General features: G+C 38.5%; 10 protein-coding genes. 5 read left to right on the top strand and 5 right to left on the bottom strand.

Annotated features, from left to right (window positions below):
- Positions 1–62: 62 nt before the first annotated feature.
- A complete protein-coding gene (locus AC3E9U_RS06240; protein WP_023570958.1) occupies positions 63–314 on the bottom strand; it encodes a type B 50S ribosomal protein L31 in 252 nt (83 codons plus the stop codon).
- A 228-nt stretch (positions 315–542) separates the two neighbouring features.
- On the opposite strand from AC3E9U_RS06240, the gene AC3E9U_RS06235 reads away from it, so the two are divergent.
- Genes AC3E9U_RS06235 through AC3E9U_RS06215 form a run of 5 tightly spaced genes read left to right on the top strand, consistent with a single transcriptional unit; the run spans position 543 to position 6,350 of the window.
- On the top strand, positions 543–1,073 hold the full coding sequence (locus AC3E9U_RS06235; protein WP_488746039.1) for a DUF4199 domain-containing protein: 531 nt from the start codon (positions 543–545) through the stop codon (positions 1,071–1,073).
- A 3-nt stretch (positions 1,074–1,076) separates the two neighbouring features.
- Positions 1,077–2,033: a glycosyltransferase family 2 protein gene (locus tag AC3E9U_RS06230; protein ID WP_488746038.1), complete on the top strand. Its 957-nt coding sequence runs from the start codon at positions 1,077–1,079 to the stop codon at positions 2,031–2,033.
- Between the two features lie 13 nt (positions 2,034–2,046).
- A complete protein-coding gene (locus AC3E9U_RS06225) occupies positions 2,047–3,774 on the top strand; it encodes a phospho-sugar mutase (protein ID WP_488746037.1) in 1,728 nt (575 codons plus the stop codon).
- A complete protein-coding gene (locus AC3E9U_RS06220; RefSeq protein WP_488746036.1) occupies positions 3,775–5,604 on the top strand; it encodes an ABC transporter ATP-binding protein in 1,830 nt (609 codons plus the stop codon). It begins immediately after the preceding gene.
- 44 nt (positions 5,605–5,648) lie between these two features.
- Positions 5,649–6,350, top strand: coding sequence for a DUF2971 domain-containing protein (locus AC3E9U_RS06215; RefSeq protein ID WP_488746035.1), 702 nt, complete (start codon positions 5,649–5,651; stop codon positions 6,348–6,350).
- 10 nt (positions 6,351–6,360) lie between these two features.
- On the opposite strand, the gene AC3E9U_RS06210 is transcribed toward AC3E9U_RS06215, so the two are convergent.
- Genes AC3E9U_RS06210 through AC3E9U_RS06195 form a run of 4 tightly spaced genes read right to left on the bottom strand, consistent with a single transcriptional unit; the run spans position 6,361 to position 11,966 of the window.
- A complete protein-coding gene (locus tag AC3E9U_RS06210) occupies positions 6,361–7,086 on the bottom strand; it encodes a hypothetical protein (RefSeq protein ID WP_488746034.1) in 726 nt (241 codons plus the stop codon).
- A 19-nt stretch (positions 7,087–7,105) separates the two neighbouring features.
- Positions 7,106–7,789, bottom strand: a complete 684-nt coding sequence (locus tag AC3E9U_RS06205) for a hypothetical protein (protein WP_488746033.1) — start codon at positions 7,787–7,789, stop codon at positions 7,106–7,108.
- 3 nt (positions 7,790–7,792) lie between these two features.
- Positions 7,793–10,261, bottom strand: coding sequence for a TonB-dependent receptor (locus tag AC3E9U_RS06200; RefSeq protein ID WP_488746032.1), 2,469 nt, complete (start codon positions 10,259–10,261; stop codon positions 7,793–7,795).
- Positions 10,245–11,966, bottom strand: coding sequence for a M23 family metallopeptidase (locus AC3E9U_RS06195; protein ID WP_488746031.1), 1,722 nt, complete (start codon positions 11,964–11,966; stop codon positions 10,245–10,247). Before AC3E9U_RS06195 ends, AC3E9U_RS06200 begins: the two co-directional genes overlap by 17 nt.
- Positions 11,967–12,022: the final 56 nt, after the last annotated feature.

The following is a 12,022-nucleotide window of genomic DNA, read 5'->3' as shown; positions in this document are numbered from 1 at the left end:
CCATGTCAAAAATAAAAAAGCCTCTCAAAACTGAGAGGCTTCCATATATTGCGATACAACAATTATTTGCTGAATTTAGCGTATTTGTTTTTGAATTTATCAATACGTCCTGCAGTATCGATAAGTTTAGATTTACCTGTATAGAAAGGGTGAGATGTTCTGGAGATCTCCATTTTGTATACTGGGTATTCAACACCATCAACAGTGATTGTATCTTTAGTTTCTACAGTAGATTTAGTGATGAATACATCCTCGTTTGACATATCTTTAAATGCTACTAATCTGTAATTTTCCGGGTGAATTCCTTTTTTCATGGTAAATCGTTTTTTATTAATTGGTTACAAACTGTTCTGATGCTTTTATTCTCTAAAAGGTATAAACGCCTGTAACTTTTTGTTTATAATCTATTTATTTCAGAGCGCAAATGTACAACTAATTTTTAATATTCAAATTATTGTGTAACTTTTTTTCACATTAACGAACTAACTAAACATACCATAGAATTCCTATATTTGTAAATTATTTAAACCAAAAGCAAAACCATGAACGAAGTAATTAAAAAAAACGGCATTAACTACGGAATAATCCTAGGGACTATTTCAATTCTGATTACCGCTTCTATTTACGCAATTGACCTGAAATTCTTCACCAATATGTGGATTGGGATTGTAAGCATCGTTATCTTTTTAACCATTGGTATAATTTTAGTTTCAAAAACAAAAAAACAACTGAAAGGTCTTATCACTTTTAAGGAAGCTTTTACAGTTTATTTTCTGGCTGCCGCAATTGGAGCAACCATGTCGGTTCTTTTCAACATCTTACTTTTTAACGTAATTGACCCAGAAGCCAAAGAAACGGTAAACACATATGCTATAGAATATGCGGTAAACATGATGAAAAAATTCAACACGCCAACCGATGCAATAGCAAAAGCAGTGGAAGATATGCAGAAAAATGACAACTATTCACCCATCAACCTGCTAAAAGGACTTGCATTCAGTTTTATTTTTTCTGCGATTGTCGGTTCAATTTTGGCCTTGATTTTCAGAAATAAAACTTCGAATATAGAATAACGAATGAATTTATCCATTATAATTCCTTTACTCAACGAGCAGGAATCGCTACCCGAATTGCATTCGTGGATCGTAAAAGTCATGAAAGAAAACAACTTCTCTTATGAAGTTATTTTCATTGATGACGGCAGCACTGACAATTCATGGAAAATAATCGAACAGCTTTCTGCCGAAAACCCCAATATTAAAGGAATTCGCTTTTTACGCAATTATGGAAAATCACAGGCGCTTCATGCCGGTTTCGCCAAAGCACAAGGTGACGTCATTATCACCATGGACGCAGATTTACAGGATAGCCCCGACGAGATCCCAGGACTTTTCAGCATGATTACCAACGACAACTATGATTTGGTTTCAGGTTGGAAAAAGAAACGTTATGATTCGGTGGTAGCTAAAAATCTGCCGTCAAAACTATTCAACTGGGCAGCCCGTAAAACATCCGGAGTTAAGCTGAACGATTTCAACTGCGGATTGAAAGCCTACAAAAACATCGTAGTAAAAAACGTTGAAGTGTCAGGCGAAATGCACCGTTACATTCCGGTTCTGGCTAAAAACGCGGGATTTGGAAATATCGGCGAAAAAGTGGTGATTCATCAGGCACGAAAATACGGTTCGACGAAATTCGGAATGGAACGTTTCATTAACGGTTTTCTGGATCTGATCACGATTTGGTTCATTTCCAAATTCGGAAAACGCCCTATGCATCTTTTCGGCGCATTAGGTGTGGTGATGTTCCTAATCGGATTTTTATCCGCAGGTTACATCGGCGTCATGAAACTGTACAAAATATACAGCCATGAGGATGCCATTCTTGTTACCAACAACCCTTGGTTTTATATTGCTCTGACTACCATGATCATAGGAACACAACTCTTTCTTGCCGGATTCCTGGGTGAAATCATCCTGAGAACCAAAAACAACGAAGAACGTTATAAAATTTCAAAAGAGTTAAATCTGTAAATCAGAATTGAAAATGCACATTGAAAAAGCAATTTTAGACAAAGTAAACATCTGGCTTACGCCAACGTTTGACAATGATACACACGAAGCAATTCGTGAAATGATGACTACTTCCCCAAAAGAACTGGAAGACAGTTTTTATAAAAATCTGGAATTCGGAACCGGTGGTATGCGTGGAATTATGGGCGTGGGAACCAACCGAATCAACAAATACACTTTAGGTAAAAACACCCAGGGCCTTTCTGACTACCTGAAAAAATCATTCCCTAACGAAGAACTAAAAGTAGCCATCGCCTATGATTGTCGTCACAATAGCGACACCTTGGCAAAAGTAGTTGCAGACGTATTTTCAGCGAACGGGATCAAGGTTTTTCTTTTTTCCGATTTACGTCCGACACCAGAATTATCGTTTGCAGTAAAATATCTGGGATGTCATTCCGGAATTGTACTTACCGCTTCACATAATCCGCCGGAATACAACGGATACAAAGTATATTGGCAGGACGGTGGCCAATTGGTACCGCCTCAGGATCATGAAATCATCCAAATGATTGAAGCTTTGGATTACAGTGAAATAAAATTTGAAGCCAATAACGATCTAATCGAATATATCGACAAAGAAATAGACGAAGCATTTATTGATTCTGCAATCGAAAATGCCACATTCAATACTTCGGCTGCGGCCAAAGAAAAGCTAAAAATTGTTTTCACTTCGCTGCACGGAACTTCCATCAAACTGGTTCCGGACGTTTTAGCAAAAGCCGGATATTCGAATGTTGAAATTGTAAAAGAACAAGCCGAACCAGACGGAAATTTCCCAACGGTAAAATCACCAAACCCTGAAGAACCGGAAGCACTGGCAATGGCAATGGAACTGGCGGAACAAACAAACGCAGATATAGTAGTGGGTACCGACCCGGACTCTGACCGATTAGGAGTAGCTGTTCGCGACGAAAACGGCAAAATGACATTACTGAACGGTAACCAAACCATGGTTGTCATGACACATTTTCTGCTTCAGCAATGGAAAAAACAAGGAAAACTGACTGGAACGGAATTTGTTGGCTCGACCATCGTTTCAACACCAATGATGCAGGAATTGGCTTCTGCTTACAATATTGAATGTAAAGTCGGCTTAACCGGTTTCAAATGGATTGCGAAAATGATCAAGGATTTCCCTAATCAGAAATTCATTGGAGGTGGCGAAGAAAGTTTTGGATTTATGGTCGGTGATGCCGTTCGCGATAAAGACGCCGTAGCTTCTACTCTTTTGGTTTGCGAAATCGCAGCTCAGGCCAAAGAAAAAGGAAGTTCCCTTTATCAGGAATTGCTTCACTTGTATACTGATTTCGGCTTCTATAAAGAGCATTTGATTTCGATTACCAAAAAGGGAATCGAAGGTGCAAACGAAATCAGGCAGATGATGGTTGACCTTCGTGAAAATCCGGTACACGAAATTAACGGAGAACGAGTGGTATGCATCGAAGATTACCAGAATTCGACGGTACGTAATTTATTTACCGATGAAACTGAACCACTTTCCATTCCAAAATCAGACGTGTTGATTTATTATTTGGAAGACGGGAGCAAAATTTGTGCACGCCCGAGCGGTACGGAACCTAAAATAAAATTCTATTTCAGTGTCAATTGTGCCATTGAAACGACAACCGATGTTCCGGAAGCTGAAACCTATTTGGATACTAAAATCAAAAAAATTATTGCTGAAATGCAATTGAATTAAATGAATAAAATTATTTCAAAAATCTTTCCTTTTGTAAAACCCTATAAATCACATGTCATCTGGAATGTGTTTTATAACGTTTTATATGCGCTATTCAGTACATTATCCTTCATCACATTAATACCGATGATGAACGTACTGTTTGACAAAACAAAAAAAGTGGAAACCCCTCCGGTTTGGGAAGACATTTTCCACGTTATGGGTTATGCCCAGGATTTACTGTATTACAATATCACGCAACTAACCAAAGACAATGGCCCTCAGAAAGCGCTTCTTTTGGTTGTTACTTTGGTAATCCTGACTTTCCTTTTCAAAAATCTTTTCAATTATCTGGCATCTTTTCATATGATGCATCTGAGAAACGGGGTTTTACGTGATTTACGCAAAACCATGTACAATAAGATCATTAAATTACCTATCTCTTACTACTCTGAAAAAAGAAAAGGAGATGTAATGGCAAGAATGCTAGGAGATGTCAATGAAGTACAAAACTCTTTTTTCTCGATTCTTGAGTTGATTGTAAAGGAACCAATGACCATCGTTTTTTCCATAATAGGAATGTTCACGATAAGTTTTAAACTAACACTGTTCGTTTTTATTTTTATCCCTATTTCCGGATTGATAATCTCCAAAATAGGTAAAAACCTAAAAGCAAGATCTCTACAAGCACAAAATGAGAGTGGCCACTTGATTTCAATCGTGGAGGAAACTTTATCCGGACTTAAAATCGTTAAAAGTTATAATGCCGAATCTCATTTCCAAGGACGTTTTACGGAATCCATCAACCGTCTTTTAGTGCTTTCCAATAAAATCGGAAAGAAAAACAATTTAGCATCGCCTTTAAGCGAATTCATGGGAATCATCACCATTGCCGTTTTGCTTTGGTACGGAGGAAGCATGGTTCTTGTTGACAAAACATTAGACGGAGCCGTATTTTTAGCCTACATGGGATTAGCTTACAACATCCTGACACCTGCAAAAGCAATATCAAAAGCATCTTATGCCGTTAAAAATGGTATCGCGGCAGCAGAACGTGTTTTTGATGTTCTTGAGGTTGAAAACACGATCACCGACAAACCAAATGCGGTTGAAAAAAGTACTTTTACAGATAAGATTACTATTGAGGATATCAATTTCCGTTACGAAAAAGAAAATGTCCTTAAAAACTTCGCTCTTGAAGTTCCTAAAGGAAAAACAATCGCATTAGTAGGACAATCCGGAAGCGGAAAGAGTACGATCGCCAACCTATTGACCCGTTTTTATGATGTTCAGGAAGGCAGTATCAAAGTGGACGGCACCGACATCAAAGACATGAAGATGGAGTCGCTTCGTAGTCTAATCGGATTGGTGACCCAGGACAGCATCCTCTTCAACGAAACGATAAAAAACAACATACTGTTAGGAAAACAGAACGCGACGGACGAAGAGATCATAGAAGCTTTGAAAATCGCCAATGCTTATGAATTCGTAAAAGACCTTCCAAAGGGAATCGATACCAATATCGGTGATGCCGGCAACAAATTATCGGGAGGACAAAAACAAAGATTATCCATTGCAAGAGCGGTTTTAAAAAACCCTCCGATCATGGTTTTGGACGAGGCAACTTCCGCTTTGGACACGGAAAGTGAAAAATTAGTTCAGGTCGCTTTGGAAAACATGATGCAAAACAGAACTTCCATCGTAATTGCACACCGACTTTCTACCATTCAAAAGGCGGATATGATTGTCGTTATGCAAAAAGGTCAAATTGTGGAACAAGGCACACATGATGAATTACTAGCCAAAAACGGAACGTATTCCAAATTGGTGATGATGCAATCCTTCGAGTAACTAACTAGTTCACACAACGGATTTATGACATTAAAACTTACTGAATGTACGTAAACAACCCGAATATCAAAATCCCTGAAAATCCGGATACCATCATCTGGAAATACATGGATTTGTCTAAATTTTTAGACCTTTTGATTTCGGGTCAAATGTTTATGTCGCGATCGGATAAATTCGAGGATCAGTACGAAGGCACTTTCAGCGAACCTACTTTTGAAGAGATAAAAAAGATCTCCCAACACAACCCGAAATTCCTGGACTATTACAAATCGCATCGGGAAAATGTGGTCATCAGCAGTTGGCATACCAACGAATACGAAAGCTTTGCCATGTGGCAGGTTTTTACAAAAAACCATGAGGGACTGGCGATCCAATCAACTATAGGAAATCTGAAAGAAGCTTTACAAAAAGAAAGACATACGGAACAGCATATTGGCGAAGTAAACTACATTGATTACAAAAAAGAACTGATCCCTTTTGATGACGCCTTCTTCCCTTTTCTTTTCAAACGAAAAAGCTTTCAGTACGAGAATGAGATCAGAATAATCTCTGATGTGACTTCACAGAACCTAACAATAAATGAAGGGTTGAAAATAGATGTAGACATCAATAAAATGATCAATAAAATCTACATCCATCCCAAAAGCGAAAACTGGTATAAAAAATTGGTTATCGAATTGGTATCCAAACTGGGATTCGGATTTGAAATCGAGAAATCAGATCTGGAAAGCGATATTTTGATTTAAACCAGCCAGTTTAGTTTATCGGCTCGTAGGTCTCAACAGCCCAGTCCTTTGAAACCAGATTCACAAAATGGTAATGTACTTTATCAGTCTTATCAAAAGCCCCATTTTTGTTTATATCCTCAATCGTTCGGAAATACAGACGGTTTTGAACCTCCACTACATTCCAATCCAACAATTCCTGAAGATCACTAGACAATTTAGTGAATGCTTTCCCACTCATAGTACTGATATAAAGTGATTTGATATCATTAGCATCCAGTTTCCCGTCTTTATTTGTATCGAAATCCACTAAAGAATAAACCAAAATCTGTTTTTTGGTCTTATCTGAAATCGTATTAAGGAACGTTGCCGTTTGGATCTGCACCGGTTTATCGGTTAACGGTCGCAATGCCGTAGAGTCAATGTGCTGGAATTTCAGATTCTCAAAATATCCGGTAAGCTCAAAACGATTGTAATTGGAAATCGCATAACTCATCGAATTCGTTTTACTGGATCCGTAGCTGCCACCTTCCACCGATACGCGAACGTCTCCGATAGCATGAATCAGGTATTTTGTTCCTTCCATGTAAATCGGTAAATCGGCGATCTTGATTTGCGAAGAATCCTTAGCAACCACATTCTTTGGCGCAGTATTCTTTGTATCTTCATAGATTACCTTCGGCTTTTCAGCTTCACCTTTACAACTCGCCAAAAAAGCAATTAAACCCAGTACAGTATATTTTGAGAAGTTTTTCATATTAACGTAAATTGGTCTATCAAATATAAGATTTTTGGTTTAACTTTCTGTTCTTAATAAATTTTACTACGGCAAAAATATTTATTATCACAATTCCCACATAGCCCAGAAACACAGGCCACATATCCTTTAAAAAAGATGTTTGAAATTTCGCTTTATTATTCTCTTCCTCCAACTTTTGAATTCTCCTATTCTCAAGATCAATAAACTTTTGAGTATCGCAATTCACGTACACATATTTTTCATCCTCTATATCCTTGTTCCTTTTCTTTTGCCGATTCCCGATTAAAACCCAGATATCATTTTCATAAGGAGGATAAGTCGGCATATCGGTATCATGAAGAAGATTAAGAGCCTGCACAAAATCGCCATAATCAGCATGCTTAAAATTGATTTTAACCCCGTTGACCGTATCGTTATTCTTTTTTAATTCAACCAATGAAAGTCGCAATGATTCGAACAATTGTTTTTTTTTGACATCGGAGGCAGAAAGCACATATTCCTTATACTTTCTTGGAATAGGAAATCCGGATTCATTTTTTAGCTGCTGCAGAAACTCCTGGTCCGGAAATGCAATAGTCATGCAACGATATTCCACAAAGACCTCACGGGAATAAAAAAACCACAAACAAAGCAAAGGGAATACGAAGAGTGAAATCATTCCGGGAACATATAAAAGTTTTCCGCGCTTTCTATGCTTCATATATTACAACCTAAAATTCAATTTTACGTTGAACGTACGTGTTGTCATATAATTAGGAATAGCGTACTGGCTTTTGGTATATACATCACGAACCCAAGTATTCGTTATTGCGTTTTGATTATTAAACATATTGTAAATCTCAAATCCTAACGCGAATTCCTTAAACCCTTTTAGCCAGTTTCTTTGTGACTGAATGGTTGCATCCTTAAACACATAGGAAAAACCAACATCGGCACGACGGTAATCCTTCAGACGGGTTTGGTATAGGTATGGGTCGGCATAAGACGGTGATCCGCCCGGGAGTCCGGTATTATATACTAAATTCAGATACAATTTCATGTTTGGAAGGGCTGGCATATAGTCCTGGAACAACAAACCGAATTTCAGGCGCTGATCAGTTGGACGGGCTATATTTCCGCGGTTGTTTTGATTCTCCTCTGTCTTCAGGTAACCAAAACTAAACCAGGATTCCGTTCCGGGGACGAACTCGCCGTTCAGACGAAAATCGGCTCCGTAAACATAAGCCGTCGCATCATTGTTGGCACGATAACGAATTCGAACATTGTCAATCGTATAGGTATTGACGTCACTCAGAATTTTATAATACGCCTCCGAAACCAGTTTGAACGGTCGACCTGATAATTTAAAACTATAATCGTTACTCAGGACAATATGATAGGATTTTTGCGCTTTCACATCCGGATTGACTTTACCGTCCGCACCTCTGAGTTCACGATAAAAAGGAGGCTGCTGATACAATCCGCCTGACAATCGGAATAACATATCCTTTTCCCATTGCGGCTTGATGGCAAACTGAGCGCGCGGACTAAATACAATCTGATTTTTGCCGTTTAGGTTATCACCCTGCACCTGCCAGTCATGGACACGTGCTCCGGCATTCACCCAAATTTGGCTCAAACCTAAAGTACCTCTGTAATTCCATTGTCCGTATCCCGAAAAACGATTGATCTGAACAAAATTAGTCGCTCTGACATTCTGATAGGGCGCCAGCGGACCATAATATGGTGTATATGGCTGATCGTTTGGCAGTGTAACATCAGGTTTTGGCAATGAAAAACCAGCTGAATCGACTACTTCCCATTCCACTAAACGGTCATGAATATCTTCTCGGGTATATTTGAAGCCCCATTCTATTTGACTGTTTTTCTTTTTAATATCGTGGAATCCTTTTACTTCGGCATTTACGATTAACGCGTCAAGATTATTTCTGGCATGCGTAAGCTGTGAACCGACTCCGCGTGAATACACAACATCTCCAAAAGTATCCGAACCGATGTTCGAATCAATTTCGCCTAATCTGTATTCCGCTAAAATATCAAAATACTCCTGCTCCTGCGTATGGTAAATCGAACCGATGAACTTATATTTAGTGTTTTCATTTGCCTGATATGTAGATTTGACAGCCCCGAAATAGGTCAAATATTCATCTTTCTCCTGACCATCATAAAAAACCTGCAAGGCAATCGGTTCGTCTATGGTTCCGAAATTTGTTTGACGTGTTAATGGCTGGTAATGGTATTTGTTCTGGGAAATATTCCCCAAAAAACTCCACTCCCACTTTGTCGAAGCATCAAAATTTATTTGGGTCTGTATATCGGCGAAGGTTGGCGTATAATTGGTTTCGGTCTCCTGACTGTTTACCAGCAAACTGTTATTACGGTATCTGATGCCTGTAATATTACTCCACTTCTGATTTTTGGACACTAAATCAACTGTCGCACTACCTCCCATCAAACTCGCATCTAAAGCGGCCTGAAATTTTACCGGTCTTCTGTAAGTAATGTCCAGAACGGACGAAAGTTTGTCACCATATTTTGCCTGAAATCCTCCCGCTGAGAAATCGACATTAGAAACCATTTCAGTATTTGTAAAACTCAAACCTTCCTGTTGCCCCGAACGGATCAGAAACGGACGGTACACTTCGATTTCATTTACATACACAAGATTTTCGTCATAGTTTCCGCCTCGTACAGCATATGAAGTACTCAATTCGTTATTTGAATAGACTCCCGGCAACGTTTTCAGGATGTTTTCTACTCCGGCATTAGCACCAGGTATCTTTCTGATTACCTGAGGTTCAATAGTGGTAATTCCTTCCACCCGTTTTCGCCCACTTGTGGAAATTACCAATTCTCCCAATCGTTCTTCATTTTCACTTAAAACCACGTTCAGCTCGTAATCCTCATTATTTTTAAGTTCAACAACCACGGATGATCTTTTGAAAGAAACATGCGTAATTTCTACCGTAACCTTCTGGTTGGCCGGAATTACAATCTGAAAGAAACCATTTTCATTGGATTTTGCAGTGACATCTCCTGCTTTGATGGTAGCATTTTCAATAGGTTTATTGGATTCATCCAGCAATACCCCTTTTAATCTTGCTGATTGTGCATACGTAGTAAATCCTGCAATAAAAATATAGAGAACCAGGAGTTTAATTAGGTTTTTCAACTGACGGTTGTTTTTTAGTTTTAAAAAAATGAGTTTCAAAGATAGTAGAATTTCCCATTTTATCGGAAACTACTACTTTTAATTCGTTTTTGCCTTCTTCATAAACAGCATCACTGAAATAATGGGTCAATGCTTTCGTCTTAAAATCATAATCCATTAAAATCCATTTTCCGTTTATGTAGCCGCTATATTCCTTAATTCCGGAAAGATCATCGTTTATACGCACGCTGATCGAATCCATTTTATCCAGATTAGCACCTTCCGTAAATGAAGGTTTGTAGATTTTCGGTGCGATCGTATCAATCATAATCTTGAATTTTCCTAAATCTTTGGTTCGGATAGAAAACAGGTTACCTTTTTTGGAAGTCGTAAAATATTCCGGCGTATTTCCATCCATCCTGGATATAAACGTTTTTTCCCTGTTAATATTTGGTATATCCGTAACATCAAACGTGACCGTCAGGTTATTTTGTACCGGAACCGTTTCATTATGAAGAAAAAGCACATTGTCCTTAACATCGAAATCCATGTAAAAATCCTCATAAAAAGAACCTGCCGGTATAAAAACCGAAACGTTGTCTTTGGTATAATTATTATCATTTGTTGATTTCAGAAAATAAGGCGTCTTCTTTTGTTCCCTTGCGATAGTCGGATTGGAATTGGAATACTGGATCGGGATGTTGATGACGCGTTTGTTTTTATGAAAATCGGAGATCTCGATGCGGTAATTATACACCATATCCGGAAGGACATTGATCTGACCATTCTTTTTGTTGTGGCTTACCGGCGAGAAAGGATAAACCTTCTTGTAAAATAATTTCTGTACCGTCTGATTGATTGTTTTGTAACGATAGTAGTCGATAAAATTATTGATGTATCGGGTTTCATCGAAGGAAAAACGGTCAAACTCATAATCAAAAAATTTACTTCCGTTTAAGAAGGTTTCCACTTTATAAATTCCGTTCCAGTTGAAATTCTTATCCGAAAGATCATAAGCATTGATCCCGAAACCGATAGTTCCTTTTGCCAGCACTTTATCGGCAAGATAACTTCCGTCCTGCTGAAGCGAAAGATTTAACGGGATTGGCCTTTGTGAATTGTTAACAACCGCACTGTCCCCGACCGCATAAGCAACCAGATCATTGACGGTCGGAATTTTAGTATCCGGCATCAAATTATCGAAACCAAAAAACATCGGATTGATGATTTCTTCCGTTTTGGTGTCCCGAATTTCAAAATGCAGGTGCGCACCACCCGAACTTCCCGTGTTTCCGGAAAAAGCAATTACCTGTCCTTTTTTTACCGGCAACTCATTGGCTAACGGAAAAATTTCGATTTCGTATGATTTTTGGGCATATTGTCGTTTTCGGATAAAATCAGCTAAAGGTCCGTCAAACTTTTTCAAATGACCATACACAGAAGTAAAACCGTTGGGATGTGTAATGTAAATAGCTTTACCGTATCCCTTTTCGGAAATTTTGATGCGCGACACGAAACCATCGGCTGCGGCATAAACCGGTAACCCTTCTTTTTGCTGGGTTTTAAAATCGAGACCGGAATGAAAATGATTTCCGCGCAGTTCCGCAAAAGAACCGGAAGCAAATAAGGGAATATCTAAAGGGGAACGAAAATAATCCTTGGGATATTCCGGAGACTGGCCAAGGCAAAAGGCGGATAAAAACAATAAAAAATAAGGCAATTTCATAACTATAAATTTTGGCTAATAGGTAGCTAATATATAAAAAAACACTCATTTAAAGA

This window comes from Flavobacterium sp. 21.1 (genome assembly GCF_057801535.1).
Note: the sequence above shows the minus strand (reverse complement) of the source record. Positions and strands in the feature narration are given on the sequence as shown.

What these genes read in the sequence shown, in the direction of transcription:
- AC3E9U_RS06240 (WP_023570958.1), bottom strand. Translation starts at nt 314, where the DNA reads ATGAAAAAAGGAATTCACCCGGAAAATTACAGATTAGTAGCATTTAAA.
- AC3E9U_RS06235 (WP_488746039.1), top strand. Translation starts at nt 543, where the DNA reads ATGAACGAAGTAATTAAAAAAAACGGCATTAACTACGGAATAATCCTA.
- AC3E9U_RS06230 (WP_488746038.1), top strand. Translation starts at nt 1,077, where the DNA reads ATGAATTTATCCATTATAATTCCTTTACTCAACGAGCAGGAATCGCTA.
- AC3E9U_RS06225 (WP_488746037.1), top strand. Translation starts at nt 2,047, where the DNA reads ATGCACATTGAAAAAGCAATTTTAGACAAAGTAAACATCTGGCTTACG.
- AC3E9U_RS06220 (WP_488746036.1), top strand. Translation starts at nt 3,775, where the DNA reads ATGAATAAAATTATTTCAAAAATCTTTCCTTTTGTAAAACCCTATAAA.
- AC3E9U_RS06215 (WP_488746035.1), top strand. Translation starts at nt 5,649, where the DNA reads ATGTACGTAAACAACCCGAATATCAAAATCCCTGAAAATCCGGATACC.
- AC3E9U_RS06210 (WP_488746034.1), bottom strand. Translation starts at nt 7,086, where the DNA reads ATGAAAAACTTCTCAAAATATACTGTACTGGGTTTAATTGCTTTTTTG.
- AC3E9U_RS06205 (WP_488746033.1), bottom strand. Translation starts at nt 7,789, where the DNA reads ATGAAGCATAGAAAGCGCGGAAAACTTTTATATGTTCCCGGAATGATT.
- AC3E9U_RS06195 (WP_488746031.1), bottom strand. Translation starts at nt 11,966, where the DNA reads ATGAAATTGCCTTATTTTTTATTGTTTTTATCCGCCTTTTGCCTTGGC.